Origin of the sequence: Streptomyces profundus (genome assembly GCF_020740535.1) — a bacterium.
GTDB classification, from domain to species: domain Bacteria; phylum Actinomycetota; class Actinomycetes; order Streptomycetales; family Streptomycetaceae; genus Streptomyces; species Streptomyces profundus.
This window is the reverse complement of the sequence record NZ_CP082362.1, coordinates 5,373,992-5,390,057: the sequence shown is the minus strand read 5'-3', so window position 1 is coordinate 5,390,057 and position 16,066 is coordinate 5,373,992. Positions and strand designations below refer to the sequence as shown.

At 72.7% G+C, this 16,066-nt stretch carries 15 protein-coding genes; 2 read left to right on the top strand and 13 right to left on the bottom strand.

Annotation, left to right across the window (positions count from 1 at the left end; all coding sequences use genetic code 11):
* Positions 1–7: 7 nt before the first annotated feature.
* From K4G22_RS23800 to K4G22_RS23760, 9 genes are all read right to left on the bottom strand, one after another.
* On the bottom strand, positions 8–157 hold the full coding sequence (locus tag K4G22_RS23800; protein ID WP_228082387.1) for a hypothetical protein: 150 nt from the start codon (positions 155–157) through the stop codon (positions 8–10).
* Positions 158–367: 210 nt separating this feature from the next.
* Complete coding sequence (gene gatB, locus K4G22_RS23795) at positions 368–1,876, bottom strand: Asp-tRNA(Asn)/Glu-tRNA(Gln) amidotransferase subunit GatB (protein ID WP_228082386.1); 1,509 nt, start codon at positions 1,874–1,876, stop codon at positions 368–370.
* Positions 1,877–1,906: 30 nt separating this feature from the next.
* Entirely contained in the window at positions 1,907–2,128 is a 222-nt protein-coding gene (locus tag K4G22_RS23790; protein WP_228084209.1) for a hypothetical protein, read from the bottom strand.
* Between the two features lie 2 nt (positions 2,129–2,130).
* Complete coding sequence (gene gatA / locus K4G22_RS23785; protein WP_228082385.1) at positions 2,131–3,624, bottom strand: Asp-tRNA(Asn)/Glu-tRNA(Gln) amidotransferase subunit GatA; 1,494 nt, start codon at positions 3,622–3,624, stop codon at positions 2,131–2,133.
* 5 nt (positions 3,625–3,629) lie between these two features.
* Positions 3,630–3,926 (bottom strand): Asp-tRNA(Asn)/Glu-tRNA(Gln) amidotransferase subunit GatC, encoded by a 297-nt coding sequence (gatC, locus tag K4G22_RS23780; protein WP_228082384.1) that lies wholly within the window; start codon positions 3,924–3,926, stop codon positions 3,630–3,632.
* A gap of 137 nt (positions 3,927–4,063) precedes the next feature.
* Complete coding sequence (locus K4G22_RS23775; protein WP_228082383.1) at positions 4,064–6,175, bottom strand: putative bifunctional diguanylate cyclase/phosphodiesterase; 2,112 nt, start codon at positions 6,173–6,175, stop codon at positions 4,064–4,066.
* 255 nt (positions 6,176–6,430) lie between these two features.
* Positions 6,431–8,656, bottom strand: coding sequence for an NAD-dependent DNA ligase LigA (gene ligA / locus K4G22_RS23770; protein ID WP_228082382.1), 2,226 nt, complete (start codon positions 8,654–8,656; stop codon positions 6,431–6,433).
* Positions 8,657–8,670: 14 nt separating this feature from the next.
* Positions 8,671–9,681 carry a methionine synthase gene (locus tag K4G22_RS23765; RefSeq protein ID WP_228084208.1) on the bottom strand — a complete coding sequence of 337 codons (1,011 nt, stop codon included), beginning with the start codon at positions 9,679–9,681 and terminating at the stop codon, positions 8,671–8,673.
* Between the two features lie 39 nt (positions 9,682–9,720).
* Complete coding sequence (locus K4G22_RS23760) at positions 9,721–10,410, bottom strand: SDR family oxidoreductase (protein ID WP_228082381.1); 690 nt, start codon at positions 10,408–10,410, stop codon at positions 9,721–9,723.
* A 45-nt stretch (positions 10,411–10,455) separates the two neighbouring features.
* On the opposite strand from K4G22_RS23760, the gene K4G22_RS23755 reads away from it, so the two are divergent.
* Positions 10,456–11,256, top strand: a complete 801-nt coding sequence (locus K4G22_RS23755; RefSeq protein ID WP_228082380.1) for a carbon-nitrogen hydrolase family protein — start codon at positions 10,456–10,458, stop codon at positions 11,254–11,256.
* A 19-nt stretch (positions 11,257–11,275) separates the two neighbouring features.
* On the opposite strand, the gene mnmA is transcribed toward K4G22_RS23755, so the two are convergent.
* Together mnmA and K4G22_RS23745 are read right to left on the bottom strand one after the other, a co-directional pair.
* Complete coding sequence (gene mnmA / locus K4G22_RS23750; RefSeq protein ID WP_228082379.1) at positions 11,276–12,451, bottom strand: tRNA 2-thiouridine(34) synthase MnmA; 1,176 nt, start codon at positions 12,449–12,451, stop codon at positions 11,276–11,278.
* Between the two features lie 24 nt (positions 12,452–12,475).
* On the bottom strand, positions 12,476–13,645 hold the full coding sequence (locus K4G22_RS23745) for a cysteine desulfurase family protein (RefSeq protein WP_228082378.1): 1,170 nt from the start codon (positions 13,643–13,645) through the stop codon (positions 12,476–12,478).
* A 100-nt stretch (positions 13,646–13,745) separates the two neighbouring features.
* On the opposite strand from K4G22_RS23745, the gene K4G22_RS23740 reads away from it, so the two are divergent.
* Positions 13,746–14,450: an N-acetylmuramoyl-L-alanine amidase gene (locus K4G22_RS23740; protein ID WP_228082377.1), complete on the top strand. Its 705-nt coding sequence runs from the start codon at positions 13,746–13,748 to the stop codon at positions 14,448–14,450.
* Positions 14,451–14,490: 40 nt separating this feature from the next.
* On the opposite strand, the gene K4G22_RS23735 is transcribed toward K4G22_RS23740, so the two are convergent.
* On the bottom strand, positions 14,491–14,667 hold the full coding sequence (locus tag K4G22_RS23735) for a hypothetical protein (RefSeq protein WP_199823913.1): 177 nt from the start codon (positions 14,665–14,667) through the stop codon (positions 14,491–14,493).
* Between the two features lie 129 nt (positions 14,668–14,796).
* On the bottom strand, positions 14,797–15,888 hold the full coding sequence (locus K4G22_RS32030) for a peptidoglycan recognition protein family protein (protein ID WP_228082376.1): 1,092 nt from the start codon (positions 15,886–15,888) through the stop codon (positions 14,797–14,799).
* Positions 15,889–16,066 lie beyond the last annotated feature (178 nt).

Here is a 16,066-nt window from a genome sequence, read left to right as displayed (position 1 = left end):
GGGCCGGTCACGCCGCGGTGACCCAGTCGACGTCGAAGCCGGCGACCCGGCGCCGCGCCAGGCGCATCAGCCGGCGGAGCGCCCGTGCCCTGCGGTGGTCCCGCGCCGCGCTCTCAAGCTCGGTCGCGCGCTGACGGTGCAGTTCGTACTCCAGCATGGTGGTGCTCCTCGCGATCGTGCTGGTGTCGAGGAACGGCCCCTCGACCCGACAACGTCCACGATCCGCGCCAAGGCCCCCCTTCCACATCGGGCGAAGTCAGCGACCGACGCGCCGACCGTCCCTATCCGGCGAAGGCCCCCGACACCGGGATGGAGTCGGGGGCCTTAGACCGGACCCGTCGAGTCCTTAGGCGCGTCGTGCCATGCCCTACTCCGTCACGCCGAGCCGCTCCAGGATCAGCTGCCTGGCCCTGGCCGCGTCGGCCTGCCCGCGCGTCGCCTTCATCACGGCGCCGACCAGCGCGCCGGCCGCCGCGACCTTGCCGGCCCTGACCTTGTCGGCGATGGGCGCGTTGGCCTCGATGGCCTCGTCCACCGCCTTCCCGAGGGCGCCGTCGTCGGAGACGATGCGCAGCCCTCGCCGCTCGACCACGGTGTCCGGATCGCCCTCGCCGGCCAGCACGCCCTCGATGGTGGCGCGCGCCAGCTTGTCGTTGAGCGCCCCCTCGGCCACCAGCGCGGTGACCCGGGCCACCTGCGCCGGGGTGATGGGCAGCGCCGAGAGATCGGTGCCCTGCTCGTTGGCGCGGCGGGCCAGCTCGCCCAGCCACCACTTGCGCGCCGAGGCGGCGTCGGCACCGGCGTCGATGGTGGCGACGATCAGCTCGACGGCGCCCGCGTTCAGCGCCGACTGCATCTCGTGCGCCGAGATGCCCCAGTCGGCGCGCAGCCGGTTGCGGCGCGCGAGCGGCAGCTCGGGCAGCTCGGCCCGCAGCTCCTCGACCCAGGCGCGGTCGGGGGCCACCGGCACCAGATCGGGCTCGGGGAAGTAGCGGTAGTCCTCCGCCTCCTCCTTGACCCGGCCCGAGGTGGTGGTGCCGTTCTCCTCGTGGAAGTGCCGCGTCTCCTGGATGATGAGGCCGCCGCCGTCGAGCACGGTGGCGTGCCGCTGGGCCTCGAACCGCACCGCGCGCTCCACGCTGCGCAGCGAGTTGACGTTCTTGGTCTCGCTGCGGGTGCCGAACGCCTCCCGGCCGTGCGGGCGCAGCGAGAGGTTGACGTCGCAGCGCAGCTGCCCCATCTCCATCCGGGCCTCGGAGACGCCCAGCGCCCTGATCAGCTCGCGCAGCTCGGCGACATAGGCGCGGGCCACCTCGGGCGCCCGCTCGCCGGCGCCCTCGATCGGCTTGGTGACGATCTCGATCAACGGGATGCCGGCCCGGTTGTAGTCGAGCAGGGAGTGCGAGGCGCCATGGATCCGGCCGGTGGCGCCGCCGATATGCGTGGACTTGCCGGTGTCCTCCTCCATATGGGCCCGCTCGATGCCCACCCGGAAGACCTCGCCGTCGGCCAGCTGGACGTCCAGATGTCCGTTGAACGCGATCGGCTCGTCGTACTGCGAGGTCTGGAAGTTCTTCGGCATGTCCGGATAGAAGTAGTTCTTCCGGGCGAAGCGGCACCACTCGGCGATCTCGCAGTCGAGGGCGAGGCCGATCCGCACGGCCGACTCCACGCCGACGGCGTTGACCACCGGCAGCGCCCCGGGCAGACCGAGGCAGGTGGGGCAGGTCTGCGCGTTGGGATCGGCGCCGAGGGTGGTGGCGCAGCCGCAGAACATCTTGGTCTTGGTGCCCAGCTCGACATGGACCTCAAGGCCCATGACGGGGTCGTAGGACGCCAGCGCGTCCTCGTACGACACCAGGTCGGTGACGGTCACGGGTACTACCTCTCGGATGTGCGGGAGCGCTCAGTCGCTGAGGACGTCGTTCTCATCGCGGTTCAGACGGCGCAGCTGACGGGCGAGCAGCGCCACGCCGGTGACGATGCCCGCGGCGGAGATGACGGCGTCGGTCAGTTGCAGCGCGTCCTGCTTCTCGCGCGCCTCACGCAGCTGCTTCGCGACACTGATCACGGCGAACAGACTGCCGCCGATGGACAGATAGGTGCCCATCTTGGACTTCGGCTGCATACTCACAGTGCTGGTACCTCCTCAAGGATCGGATGACCCCAGCGTGCCTGGAATCCCGCCTCGACGGCGGCTCCGACGCGATAGAGGCGGTCGTCGGCCATCGCGGGGGCGATGATCTGGAGCCCCACGGGCAGACCGTCCTCAGGCGCGAGGCCACAGGGCAGGGACATGGCGGCGTTGCCCGCCAGGTTGACCGGGATGGTGCAGAGGTCGGCCCGGTACATGGCCATCGGGTCGTCGGCGCGCTCGCCGATCGGGAAGGCCGTCGTCGGGGTGGTGGGCGAGATCAGCACATGCACATCGGCGAACGCCCGCTCGAAGTCGCGGGTGACCAGCGTCCGGACCTTCTGGGCGCTGCCGTAGTAGGCGTCGTAGTAGCCGGAGGACAGCGCGTAGGTGCCCAGCATCACGCGGCGCTTGACCTCGGGCCCGAAGCCGGCCTCGCGGGTGAGCGCGGTGACCTCCTCGGCCGACCTGGTGCCGTCGTCGCCGATCCGCAGCCCGTAGCGCATCGCGTCGAACCTGGCCAGGTTCGACGAGCACTCGGAGGGCGCGATCAGGTAGTAGGCGGCGAGCGCCAGATCGAACGAGGGACAGGACACCTCGACGATCTCGGCGCCCAGCTCGCGCAGCAGCTCGACGGACTCGTCGAAGCGCTGGAGCACCCCGGCCTGGTAGCCCTCGCCACGGAACTCCTTGACCACGCCGATCCGCAGCCCGGCCACCGAGCCGCCGCGCGCCGCCGCCACCACATCGGGCACCGGGGCGTCGATGGACGTCGAGTCCAGCGGGTCGTGGCCGGCGATCACCTGGTGCAGCAGCGCCGCGTCCAGGACCGTGCGGGCGCAGGGGCCGCCCTGGTCGAGCGAGGAGGAGAAGGCCACCATGCCGTAGCGCGAGACGCCGCCGTAGGTGGGCTTGACGCCGACCGTGCCGGTGACGGAAGCGGGCTGCCGGATGGAGCCGCCGGTGTCGGTGCCGATGGCCAACGGCGCCTGGAAGGACGCCAGGGAGGCCGCCGAACCGCCGCCGGAGCCGCCGGGGATGCGGGTGAGGTCCCACGGGTTGCCGGTGGGGCCGAAGGCGCTGTTCTCGGTGGAGGAGCCCATGGCGAACTCGTCCATGTTGGTCTTGCCGAGGATCACCACGCCGGCCGCCTTGAGGCGCTTGGTCACCGTGGCGTCGTAGGGCGGGATCCACCCCTCAAGGATCTTCGAGCCGACCGTGGTGGGCACGCCCTCGGTGGTGAAGATGTCCTTGAGCGCCAGCGGCACGCCGGCCAGCGGGCCGAGCCGCTCCCCGGCGGCGCGGCGCTCGTCGACGGCCTTCGCCTGGGCGATGGCGCCCTCGCGGTCGACGTGCAGGAAGGCGTGCACCTTCTCGTCCACGGCGTCGACGCGGTCCAGATGGGCCTGGGTGATCTCGACGGAGCTGGCCGTGCCGTCCGCGACGGCGGTGGCCAACTCGGCGGCGGTGAGCCGGATCAGGTCTGCCATCTCGCTCACTCCTCCCCCAGGATCTGGGGCACCTTGAAACGCTGCTGCTCCTGCGCCGGCGCGCCGGCGAGGGCCTGGGCCGGGGTGAGGCCGGGACGGACCTCGTCGGCACGCATCACGTTGGTGAGCGGCAGCGGGTGGGAGGTCGGCGGAACGTCCTGGGAGGCGACGTCGGAGACGCGGGCGACCGCGCCGATGATGTCGTCGAGTTGTCCGGCGAAGTGCTCTAGCTCCTCGGCCGTAAGCTCCAGACGCGCCAGCTTGGCGAGGTGGGCGACCTCCTCGCGCGTGATGCCGGGCATGTGGCGATCCTCTTGCTCGTCGCGGGCGGGTTCGATGGGCCCAATCCTAGGACGCGGCACCGACTGCCCGCGCACGCGTTGTCGCTCGGGCGTCCCCTGGCGTCCTCCGGGCCCGCGGATTGCCCGGGGCGGCCCGCTCAGCACGTGGGCGCACGCCCCGCGGGCTGTCCGTGCGGCCGGCCGGCGGGCAGCGCACGGGCCGCGCGCTCGGCCTCGGGGGCCTCGGTGTCCCGGGCGCGCAGCCAGGAGGTGGCCTCGTCGACCGGCATCGCCGCCGCGACCAGCCAGCCCTGGACCGCGTCGCAGCCCAGATCGCGCAGCCGCTCCCAGGTCTCGTCGTCCTCCACGCCCTCGGCGACCACCACCAGGCCCAGGGAGTGCGCCAGATCCACCGTGCAGCGGACGATCTCGGCGTCCTGCGCGTCCAGGACCAGCCTGGCCACGAAGGAGCGGTCGATCTTCAGCTCGCTGACCGGGAGTTTGCGCAGGTGGACGAGGGAGGAGTAGCCGGTGCCGAAGTCGTCGAGGGACATCCGGACGCCGTGCCCGGCCAGCGCGGCGAGGGTGTCGGCGGCGTGGTGCGGGTCCTCCAGCATCACGTGTTCGGTGATCTCCAGCTGGAGGGCGTCGGGCGGCACCCGGTGACGGGCCAGCCGCGCGGCGACCGCGCCGGCGAAGCCGGGCGCGTGCACGTCGCGGGGCGAGACGTTGACGGCGACCGGGACGGTGAGGCCGGCGGCGCGCCAGCGGGCGACCTGCCGCAGGGCCGACTCCAGGACGTGCTCCGTGAGTCGGGGCATCAGCCCGGACGCCTCGGCGATCGCGATGAACTCGTCAGGAGGAACCTTTCCGCGCACCGGGTGGTTCCAGCGGACCAGCGCCTCAAGACCGGCGACCACCCCGTCGAACCGCACCTTGGGCTGGTAGTGCAGCTCCACCTCGCCGGCGTCGAGGGCCCGGCGCAGATCGCCCAACAGGGCCAGCCGGTCGGGCGTGTTGCCGTCGCGGCTGGCCTCGTAGACCTCGACCTCGCTGCGGTCCCGCTTGGCGAGGTACATCGCCACATCGGCGCGGCGCAGCAGGCCCTCGGCCTCGCACGCGTGCTCGGGGAAGACGGCGACCCCGGCGCTCGCCTCGACCAGGAGGCTGAGGCCGTCCAGTTCGAGCGGCGCGTTCAGGGCGCTGATCAGGGTGCGCGCGGTGCGCTGCGCCGCCGTGGCGGAGCCCGCGTGCGGCAGCAGGATGGCGAACTCGTCGCCGCCGAGCCGGGCGGCCGAGGCGCCGGCCGGCAGCCCGGCCCGGATCCGGTCGGCGATCAACAACAGCAGTCGGTCGCCGGTGAGATGGCCCAATGTGTCGTTGACCGAACGGAAGCTGTCCAGGTCGATCAGGATCAGCCCGACACGACGCCCCTCGCCGGCGGCCTCGCGCAGCACGGCGTCGGTGCGGGTCAGCAGCCAGCGGCGGTTGGGCAGCCCGGTGAGCGGATCGAGCAGCCGCTCCTCGACGCGGACCCTGGCCATCCAGAAGGTGTGGTCGAGGACGATCAGCGGGACGGCGAAGAGCGGCAGCAGCCCGGGGGTGGCGACGGCGACCACGGCGATCAGCGGGGTGGTGCACAGCAGGGCGAGGGCCACCAGGGCGTCGCGCGGCCACGGCCAGGTGACCAACGCCCGCGCGCCGTTGGCCGGTTCGACGGTCAGCCGGTGCACGGTATGGACGACGAGCAGGTAGGCGCAGGCGCCGAGGAGCAGCTGCGGGAGGCTCTCCAGGCCCCAGTCCGCCGGGCTCCAGGGCCGCTCCACGGTCGGCGTGGTGCCGAAGGCGGCCAGCACCAGGGCCGCGGCCCCCACCCCGAGCGCCTCGGTCGCGCCGTCGTGCAGCGGCCGGCGCCTGGGCCCGACGCGGGCCACACCGATGACCGCGGCCATGGACACCGTGACCAGGACGGCGGGCAGCCAGCCGTAGAGCAGCAGCGTGGCCAGCGCCAGCGCGGCTCCCGCGCTGCTGCCGTGGAGCCAGCGGCCCCGGTCCAGGGCGAGGAAGTAGGCGACCACAAGGCCGATGAGGACGCCGAGGCCCCAGCCCGCCTCGTCCGAGGGGAAGAGCGATCTGCCGTCCTCCACGACGCGTCTGACGCCGCCGAGGACCAGCAGCACCGCGATGACGAGCACGGCACCCCTGAGGTACCGGCGTGACCTGGAGTCGTCACGCCGCGAGATCCGTCTCCCCAGCGGGGCTGACTGCATGGCGGGAACCTCTCAGGACCGGCTCGACGGCACGCCGGAGAGGCGCGCGCGCCCTGTCCACCCTAGGCGGCCAACCACCGCATGGGGCAGGGAACTTGACGGCTTACCGAAAGCGACCCGGGGGATCGCGTTCCCCTGGTATATGCCATTGGCCAGTCGAGCCTACGCGTCTGCCGGGCGCCGGAATCCGGGCGCCGCCCCCGCCGGACGCGCCCGCAAGGCCGCGCTCGGCGACAACGCCGCTGGTCAGCGGTGTCAGGCGGGCGCGGCGTCGGCTTCCTGCCCCTCCTCGGCCTCGGGCGGCGCGAGCGCCACCTCGCGAGCGGCGTCCGGGCCCTGTGCCAGCAGCACGGCGAAACCGTCCTCGTCCAGAACTGGCACCTTGAGCTGCATCGCTTTGTCGAATTTTGATCCAGGACTCTCCCCGACCACCACAAAACTCGTCTTCTTGGAGACAGATCCAGTCACTTTCGCTCCTCTGGAGCGCAGCGCGTCCTGGGCCTCGTCCCGGGTGTGGCTGCCGAGCGTGCCCGTCACGACGGCCGTGACGCCGGCGAGCGGACGCGGTGTGTCCGCCCGCTCACCGGACTCGGCCAGCCGCACCCCGGCCGCCCGCCAGCGCTCCACGATGTCCCGATGCCAGTCCACCGCGAACCAGTCCTTCAGGGAGGCGGCGATCGTCGGCCCCACGCCCTCCGTGGCGGCCAACTCCTCCTCCGTGGCCTCGGCGATCCGGTCCAGCGAACGGAACTCGAGGGCCAGCGCCTCGGCGGCGACCGGCCCCACATGCCGGATGGAGAGACCGGCGATGATCCGCGCCAACGGCCGCTGCTTGGCCACCTCGATGCTCTCCAGCATGGCCCGGGCGTTCTTCTTCAACTCGCCCTGCTGGTTGGCGAAGAACGTGACGACCTTGGGCTCGCCCGTCTCCGGATCCGTCTTGGGCAGCCCCGTGTCCTGATCCAGCACATGGGACCTGATCGGCAGCAGCTCCTCCACCGTCAGCTCGAAGAGCCGGCCCTCGTCCAGCAGCGGGGGCGCCGTCGGCTCCAGCGGCTGGGTGAGCGCGGTGGCCGCGACATAGCCGAAGTGGTCGATGTCCAGGCATCGGCGGCCCGCCAGATAGAAGATCCGCTCCCGCAACTGCGCCGGACAGGAACGGGCGTTGGGGCAGCGCAGATCGATGTCCCCCTCCTTCATCGGCATCAGCCCCGTGCCGCACTCGGGGCAGGCCGTCGGCATCACGAACTCCCGCTCGCTGCCGTCCCTGAGATCCGCGACCGGGCCCAGGATCTCCGGGATCACGTCCCCCGCCTTGCGCAGCGCGACGGTGTCCCCGATCAGCACGCCCTTGGCCTTGACGACCTGCTGGTTGTGGAGCGTGGCGAACTCCACCTCGGAGCCGGCCACCGTGACCGGATCCACCACCGCGTAGGGCGTGACCCGGCCCGTGCGGCCCACGCCCACCCGGATGTCCACCAGCCGGGTGTTGACCTCCTCCGGCGGGTACTTCCAGGCGATGGCCCAGCGCGGCGCCCTGGAGGTGTGGCCGAGCCGCCCCTGGAGCGGGATCTCGTCGAGCTTGACCACCACGCCGTCGATCTCGTGCTCCACGGCGTGCCGGTGCTCGCCGTAGTAGGCGACGAACTCCCGCACCTCGGGCAGCGAGGTGACCACCTTGCTGGCCCGCGCCGTCGGCAGGCCCCACTCGGCCAGCAGCTCGTACGCCTCCGAGAGGCGGCCGATGTCGAAGCCCCGGCGGGCGCCGATGCCGTGCACCACCATCTGTAGCGGGCGTCCCGCCGTGACCTTGGGGTCCTTCTGCCGGAGCGAACCGGCCGCCGCGTTCCTCGGGTTGGCGAAGGGCTTCTCGCCGGCCGCGACCAGCCGGGCGTTCAGCTCCTCGAACCGCTCCATCGGGAAGAACACCTCGCCCCTGATCTCCACCAGCTCGGGGACCCGCTCGCCCAGCAGGCGGTTGGGGATCTCGTCGATGGTGCGGACGTTGGGCGTGATGTCCTCGCCCGTGCGCCCGTCGCCCCGGGTGGCCGCCCTGGTCAACCGGCCGTACTCGTAGGTGAGGTTGACGGCGAGGCCGTCCACCTTCAGCTCGCAGAGGAAGTGGTGCGGGATGCCGGACAGCTCGTCGGAGACCCGCTGCTCCCAGGCGGCCAGCTCCTCGTCATCGAAGGCGTTGTCCAGGGAGAGCATGCGCTCCGCGTGCTCGACGGAGGTGAACTCCGTCTCGTAGCGGCCGGCGACCGCCTGCGTGGGCGAGTCGGGGGTGCGCAGCGCCGGGTGCTCCTCCTCCAGCGCGATCAGCTCCCGCAGTATCGCGTCGAAGGCGGCGTCGCTGATCACCGCCGTGCGCACGTAGTAGCGGAAGCGGTGCTCCTCCACCTGCTCCGCCAGGCGGGCGTGCCGCTCACGCGCCTCGGGAGGCACCGACGACTCGTCTTCGAGGGGTCGTTCGCCAGCCACAGTCCTGTCTCCCGTCACTCAGGGTTGTCCGCGAGGGATCTCGCCGCCCGGACGCACTGCGCCAACGCGGCCCGCGCGTACGCCGGGGAGGCGCCAGCGAGCCCGCAGGACGGGGTGACCACCACGGACTCCGAGAGAAGCCCGGGCGACAACCCCAGCCTGCGCCAAAGCGACCTGACTGATGTGACAGTACCGGCCGGGTCTGACAATTCTCCGGGCGCGACGCCGGCGCCGGGGAGCACCCCGGCGAACAGCGCCACGCCGCCCTCGACGGCCTCCCCGACCGCCTCGTCGTCACGCTCGGTCAACAGCGCCAGATCGCACGAGACCGCGGCGGCACCGGCCCCGCGCAGCAGCTCGAACGGCACCCCCGGGGCGCAGCAGTGCACCACCACTGGCGCCTCGCCCGCGACCGCCACCAGCCGGCGCAGCGTCTCCTGGACGGCGCCCCTGTCGACCGCCCGGTGGGTGCGGTAGCCGCTGGCGGTGCGCACCCGGCCGGCCAGCACCGCGGGCAGCGATGGCTCGTCGAACTGGGTCACCACCGTGGCCCCCGGCACCCGGCGCCGCACCTCGGCGAGATGCTCGGCGAGCCCCTCGGCCAGCGACTCGGCCACGTCCCTGGTGGCGCCCCGATCGCCCAGCATCGCCTCGCCGTTGCGACGCTCAAGGGCGGCGGCCAGCGACCAGGGGCCGAGCGCCGACACCTTGACCACGCCCTGGTAGCCCTGGGTGAACTCCTCGAAGGCGTCCAGGTCCTCCCGCAGCCACGCCCTGGACCTGCGGGTGTCCCGTCCGGGCCGGTCACCGATCCGCCAACCGCTGGGCTCCAGGCGGACATACAGCTCGGCGAGCAGCCCCGCGGTGCGGCCCACGATGTCGGCGCCCGGGCCACGGGCGGGCAACTCGGGGAGGAACAACAGCGAGTCCAGCTCGCCGGCGACCGTGCGGGCCGCCTCCCTGGCGTCCTCGCCCGGCATCGAACCGACTCCGGTGGCCGAGGCCGGGCCCCAGGGGAACTTCATCTTCGTCGTCACCCGACGCAGCGTACGGAACCCCGGGGGTCAACGCGTCGGGCGCACCCGCAGATCGGTGATCTCGGCGCCGCGCGGCAGGTCGAGCGCGGTGAGCACGGTCTCCGCCACCGCCTCGGGCGGAATCCAGACCTCCGGGTCGTAGGGGCGCCCCTCCTGCTGGTGCACCTTGCGCTGCATCGGGGTGGCCGTCCGCCCGGGATAGACGGTGGTGACGCGCAGCCCGTTCGCCCGCTCCTCCCCGCGCAGCGCGTCGGCGAGCGCGCGCAGACCGTGTTTGCTGGCCGCGTAGGCGCCCCACCCCGGGCTGGTGTTGAGCCCGGCGCCCGAGTTGACGAAGACCACATGGCCGGCCGCTGCCCGCAGCTGGGGCAGCAGCAGCCGGGTCAGCTCGGCCGGGGCCAGCAGGTTGGCGGCGAGCACCGACTGCCAGACCTTCGGCGTCAACTCCCCCACCTCGCCGAGCTCGACCACGCCGGCGCTGTGCGTCAGCGAGTCCACCCGGTCCGGCGGGGACTGGTGCCCCAGCGCCCAGGAGAGGCGCTCGGGCTCGGCGAGGTCGCCCACCAGGGTGTGCGCGCCGGGGAAGCGCTCCCGAAGCTCCTTCGCGCGCCCCGCGTTCCTCGCCCAGAGCCACAGCTCGTCGCCGCGCGCGAGGAGCCGCTCCGCGAGGGCCGCGCCGATACCCGAACCCGCGCCTGTGATCACATGTGTCGCCATAGGACCATGGTCCCCCTTACCCCCGAGGCGGAAGGACGTGCCCCCATGCGGATCGCGCTCAGCCAACTGGCCAGTGGAGTCCGGCCGGCGGAGAACCTGCGCCTGGTCGCCGAACAGACCGGGCTCGCCGCGGCGCGGGGCGCCGACCTGGTGGTCTTCCCCGAGGCGACGATGGCCAGGTTCGGCGTTCCCCTGGCGCCGGTGGCCGAGCCGCTCGACGGGCCCTGGGCGAACGCGGTGCGGGAGATCGCCGAGCGCGCCGGGGTGCTGCTGGTGGCCGGGATGTTCACCCCGGGCGACCAGGGCCGGGTGCGCAACACCCTCCTGATCACCGGCCGTGGCGTGGACACCCACTACGACAAGCTGCATCTCTTCGACGCCTTCGACTTCGCCGAGTCCACCACCGTCGCCCCCGGCGACCGGCTGGTGACCGCGTCCCTCGACGGGCTGACGCTGGGCTTCGCCACCTGCTACGACGTGCGCTTCCCCGAGCTGTTCCAGCGGCTCGCCGGCCGGGGCGCCCGGGTCATGGTGCTGCCCGCCTCCTGGGGCGCGGGCCAGGGGAAGGCCGAGCAGTGGGAGGTGCTGGTGCGGGCCAGGGCGCTGGACAGCACCAGCTGGGTGCTGGCCGTCGGCCAGGCCGATCCGGCGTCGGTCGGCGAACCGCCGGCGACCTCGGCGCCCACCGGCATCGGGCACAGCATGGTGGTCTCGCCGCTCGGCGAGGTCGTCGCGCGGCTGGACGGCGCCCCAGGGCTGCTGGTCGCCGATCTGGACGAGGCCGCGACGGACGCTGCCAGGGCCGTCCTGCCCGTGCTCCGCAACCGGCGCACCGACCTGGGGTGACGGCCGCCAGGCGCCGCCGTCAGGCCCGGCTGGTGGTGCCGGCCGCGCTGGCGGTGCCGGCCGCGCTGGTGGTGCGCGCGATGGTGGCCGAACCGACCACCCGGCTGCCGTCGTAGAGCACCACGGCCTGCCCAGGCGCCACGCCACGCACCGGCGCGTCGAACGTCACCCGCAGCTCGCCGTCGACCAGCTCGGCGCTCACCGGCGTCTCCGCGCCGTGCGCCCGCAGCTGCGCCGTGTAGCGGCCGACGCCGGCCGGGACCGTGTCGCCGCACCAGCGGGGACGGATGGCCGTCAGCGCCGCCACGTCCAGCGCCTCCGCCGGGCCGACCGTGACGGTGTTCTCGACCGGTGAGATGTCCAGCACATAGCGGGGCTTGCCGTCCGGCGCCGGATGCCCGAGGCGCAGGCCGCGCCGCTGGCCGATGGTGAAGCCGTGGGCGCCCTGGTGGGTGCCGAGCCTGGTGCCGTCCTGGTCCACGATGTCGCCCTCGGCGGAACCGAGGTGCCGCGCGAGGAAGCCCTGGGTGTCGCCGTCGGCGATGAAGCAGATGTCGTGGCTGTCCGGCTTCCTGGCCACCGCCAGACCGCGCCGCTCGGCCTCGGCCCTGATCTCGTCCTTGGTGGAGCTCGTGTCGCCCAGCGGGAACATCGCGTGCGCCAGCTGCCGATCGTCGAGCACGCCCAGCACATAGCTCTGGTCCTTGCTCGGATCGCTGGAGCGGTGCAGCTCCCGGCCGCCCTCGGCGGTGCGCCGGACGGCGGCGTAGTGGCCGGTGCAGACCGCGTCGAAGCCGAGCGCCAGCGCCCGGTCCAGCAGGGCGGCGAACTTGATCTTCTCGTTGCAGCGCAGGCAGGGGTTGGGGGTGCGGCCGGCCCGGTACTCGTCGATGAAGTCGTCGACGACCTCGGCGCGGAACCGCTCGGCGAGATCCCACACATAGAACGGGATGCCGATCACATCGGCGGCCCTGCGGGCGTCCCTGGAGTCCTCGACGGTGCAGCAGCCGCGGGCGCCGGTGCGGAAGGACTGCGGGTTGGCGGAGAGGGCGAGGTGGACGCCGGTCACCTCGTGGCCCGCCTCGGCGGCACGGGCGGCGGCGACCGCCGAGTCGACGCCGCCCGACATCGCGGCCAGCACGCGCAGTCGGGGGCCGGTACGGGGGCCGGTGGGGGCACCGGGGAAGTCAGTCATAGCCCGTCCAGGGTACGACCCCCGTCAGCTGAGCCCGGCGGCCCGGGCCCGTGCCACGGCCGGGGCGATGGCGCCGGCGAGGGCGTCGACGTCGGCCCTGGTCGAGGTGGAGCCGAGGCTGAACCTGAGGGTGCCGCGCGCCAGTTCCGGATCGGCGCCCGAGGCCAACAGCACATGGCTGGGCTGGGCGACGCCGGCGGTGCAGGCCGAGCCGGTGGAGCACTCGATGCCCTGCGCGTCCAGCAGCAGCAGCAGCGAATCGCCCTCGCAGCCGGGGAAGGCGAAGTGCGCGTTGCCGGGGAGCCGGCCGGCCGGCTCCGGATCGCCGCTGAGCCTGGCGTCGGGCACCGCGCCCCGCACCTCGGCGATCAGCAGGTCGCGCAGCGCGCCGACCTCGTCGGCGAAGCGCGGCTGGCGCGCCACCGCGTGGGTGGCTGCGGTGGCGAAGGCCGCGATGGCGGGGACGTCCAGCGTGCCGGAGCGCACGTCCCGCTCCTGGCCGCCGCCGTGCAGCACCGGGACCGGGGTGACATCGCGGGACAGCAGCAGCGCGCCGACCCCGAGCGGGCCGCCGATCTTGTGCCCGGAGACGGTGAGCGCGGCCAGCCCCGACTCCCCGAAGCGCACCGGGAGCTGGCCCACCGCCTGCACCGCGTCGGCATGCATCGGGATCTCGAACTCGGCGGCCAGCGCGCTCAGTTCGGCGATGGGCTGGATGGTGCCGATCTCGTTGTTGGCCCACATGACGGTGATCAGCGCCACCGTCTCCGGCGCCCGCTCGATCCGCGCGCGCAGCGTCCCGGGGTGGACCCGCCCCCAGGCGTCCACGGGCAGCCACTCCACCTCGGCGCCCTCGTGCTCGGCGAGCCAGTGCACCACATCCAGCACCGCGTGGTGCTCCACGGGGCTGGCCAGCAGCCGGACGCGGCGCGGATCGGCCGCGCGGCGGGCCCAGTAGAGCCCCTTGACCGCGAGGTTGTCCGCCTCGGTGCCGCCGGAGGTGAAGACGACCTCGCTGGGCCGGGCCCCCAGCGCACCGGCCAGCTCCTCCCTGCCCTCCTCCACGATGCGCCGCGCCCGCCGCCCCGAGGCGTGGAGTGCGGAGGCGTTGCCGGTGAGGCCGAGCTGGGCGGCCATCACCGCCTGGGCCTCGGGCAGCATGGGCGTCGTGGCCGCGTGGTCGAAGTAGGGCATGATGCCGCCGATTCTACGAGCCCGCCACCAGCCGACCGGGATCGGAGGCCCCGGCGGAACCCCTCGCCGGCACCGACCGTTCTCCCAGCCGGAGGTCACGATGGGTGAACATGCGGGGGACAGGTCGGGACGCGGCCGGCAGCGGGAGCTGCCGAGGCGCGCGCTGCTGACCGGAGGTCTTGTGGGGGCGGCCGGGATCGTCGGGATCGCCAACCGGGATCGGCTGAGCAGCTGGTGGTGGCGGTATTCGGGGGCGAACACCCCGCGTGTCGAGGGCGAGGTGGACCATCCGGGCGCGGAGTGGGTGCCGGCGGCCTCGGCCAACTACCGCAGGGCCAACCGCCCTCGGGACTACTCGATCGACCGGGTGGTGATCCATATGCCGGAGGCGGACTACGCCGTGACACTGCGGGTCTTCCAGGATCCGGCCCATGGCGCGGCCACCCACTATGTGGTGCGCTCCGAGGACGGCCATGTCGCCCAGCTCGCCAGGGAGTTGGATGTGGCCTACCACGCGGGCCACCAGGGCTTCAACGAGCGCAGCGTGGGCATCGAGCACGAGGGCTGGGCGGACCAGCCGGAGTATCTGACGGACGCCCTCTACGCCTCCTCGGCCCGGCTGGTGGCCGGGATCTGCGCGCGGCACGAGATACCCATCGACCGCGAGCACATCGTGGGCCACAACGAGGTGCCCGAGGTGATCCGGATCTGCCCGGGCCCCCACTGGGACTGGGACCGCTATCTCGGCATGGTGGCCGAGGCCGCGCGGACCCCGGAGCCGACACCGTCCGAGAGCGCGCCCTGAGGGGCGGGGCGGCGCCAGGACGCCGCCCTGGCCGGGCGGTTCAGTTGAGCGTGCCAAGGCGGGTCAACTCCAGGGCGCAGCGCAGCGCGTCCGCCTCGCGCTCGAAGAGCGCGGCGCGCAACGCCTGCGTGTCGGGATCGGGGACATGGGCCAAGTGGCCCTCGTCGGAGACGACATACCAGCCTCGGGCCTCGCTGTGGCGAGCTTCGTAGCGCATGGTGACCACGGTAGTACCGACCGCTGACAATCGACCGCCAGCCGCCGAACCAGGCGAACCAGACCGACCAGGCGAAGCAGGGAAGCAGGGAAGCACGCCAGCCGAGCGGTCCGGGCGTCTTGAGCGCCGTCAGCTGGACCAGTAGAGCGTCTCGGCCCTGACGTAGTCGATGACGATCGGCTCGTCCCCGTACTGCGCGACCTCGACCCGCAGCCGCCGCGAGCCGGAGAGGTGCCCGTTCCAGGCGTAGGTGAAGTGGGCGTCGCCGCCGTCGTGGACCGGGGAGTTGATCGGCATGCCGCCCGTGCGCTCGAAGCCGCCGCCGTCCTTCTCCGCGTAGTGCGCCACCCTGATCTGCAACTCCTGACCCCGGCTGAGGCCGCTGGCGCGCACCGCGACCGTGGTGGAGTAGTAGCAGGCACCGAAGGCGACGGACGGCTCGGGCGTCTTGGTCTCCCACCCCTTGCCGCCGTACTTGCGGTCGAACTTCAGGGTGGTCCAGGAGCCCGGCCGCAGGGTTTGGGTGTAGTCGCCCGTGGTGCCGTACAGGGTCCGCTTGGGCACGTCATCCTCCTCGTGGGGCGGGTTGGAGCCGCCGGGGCTCCAGTCGGCTGGGTGCTTGAGGCGTTCGCTGACCCGCTTGCGGATATCGCCCATGGAGACGCCGGGACCGCGCGGGTCGATTTTCCCCGGCTGCCATTCCAGATGGCCGATCACGGAGGTGTCCCCGGACTTTCCCCAGCCGTGTGCGCGCAGCAGCGCGGCCGAGGCCCGGACGATCGCCTCCACCTGCTCGGCCGGCCAAGGGTCCTTGTTGTCACCGAGGTTGACGCACTCGAATCCGTAGAAGTGCTTGTTCCCGTCGGTGTCGGCCTTCTGGTCGGGGGGCAGTTTGCCTTCGGCGATCACCGCGTCCAGCACGGCGCGGTCGCCGCTGCCGGCGTGGTTCGCCCGGCCGTGCCCGACCAGATAGACCGTGCCGTCCTTGGCGATGACGCCGTGACAGAGCGGCCCCGGCAGGGAGGAGTGCCCGTTGTAGCAGAGATCGACGGAGCTGGCGGTGCCCGAGGTGACCGTGTGATGGACCATCACACCGTGCACGGGCCCCCAGGCTCCGGCGCTATTTCGATTGTGTGTACGCCAATTCTTGTGTTCGACGATTTTCACGCCCTCGTCCTTGAGCGCCTTCACAACCTTGTCGGCGGAGAGCGGAGTGGCCATGCGTTAACCCCCCGGAATTCGTCAACTGTCCTTGATGATATGCCCGCTTGTCGGCGACATACGCGGCGACGTGAATTTCCCGGCGCGCCGATCCCGCCGTTCAACGGCCGCGTCAGAGGTCGCGTCAACGGTCGCGGCGGAACGGCGTCCGGCGGCTGTTCCCCCCCTCCGCCGATCG

Bases quoted from the DNA above. Each gene is read 5' to 3' on its own strand.
- K4G22_RS23800 (WP_228082387.1), bottom strand. From the start codon at position 157: ATGCTGGAGTACGAACTGCACCGTCAGCGCGCGACCGAGCTTGAGAGC.
- K4G22_RS23790 (WP_228084209.1), bottom strand. From the start codon at position 2,128: ATGCAGCCGAAGTCCAAGATGGGCACCTATCTGTCCATCGGCGGCAGT.
- gatA (WP_228082385.1), bottom strand. From the start codon at position 3,624: ATGGCAGACCTGATCCGGCTCACCGCCGCCGAGTTGGCCACCGCCGTC.
- gatC (WP_228082384.1), bottom strand. From the start codon at position 3,926: ATGCCCGGCATCACGCGCGAGGAGGTCGCCCACCTCGCCAAGCTGGCG.
- K4G22_RS23775 (WP_228082383.1), bottom strand. From the start codon at position 6,175: ATGCAGTCAGCCCCGCTGGGGAGACGGATCTCGCGGCGTGACGACTCC.
- K4G22_RS23765 (WP_228084208.1), bottom strand. From the start codon at position 9,681: ATGAAGTTCCCCTGGGGCCCGGCCTCGGCCACCGGAGTCGGTTCGATG.
- K4G22_RS23760 (WP_228082381.1), bottom strand. From the start codon at position 10,410: ATGGCGACACATGTGATCACAGGCGCGGGTTCGGGTATCGGCGCGGCC.
- K4G22_RS23755 (WP_228082380.1), top strand. From the start codon at position 10,456: ATGCGGATCGCGCTCAGCCAACTGGCCAGTGGAGTCCGGCCGGCGGAG.
- mnmA (WP_228082379.1), bottom strand. From the start codon at position 12,451: ATGACTGACTTCCCCGGTGCCCCCACCGGCCCCCGTACCGGCCCCCGA.
- K4G22_RS23745 (WP_228082378.1), bottom strand. From the start codon at position 13,645: ATGCCCTACTTCGACCACGCGGCCACGACGCCCATGCTGCCCGAGGCC.
- K4G22_RS23740 (WP_228082377.1), top strand. From the start codon at position 13,746: ATGGGTGAACATGCGGGGGACAGGTCGGGACGCGGCCGGCAGCGGGAG.
- K4G22_RS23735 (WP_199823913.1), bottom strand. From the start codon at position 14,667: ATGCGCTACGAAGCTCGCCACAGCGAGGCCCGAGGCTGGTATGTCGTC.
- K4G22_RS32030 (WP_228082376.1), bottom strand. From the start codon at position 15,888: ATGGCCACTCCGCTCTCCGCCGACAAGGTTGTGAAGGCGCTCAAGGAC.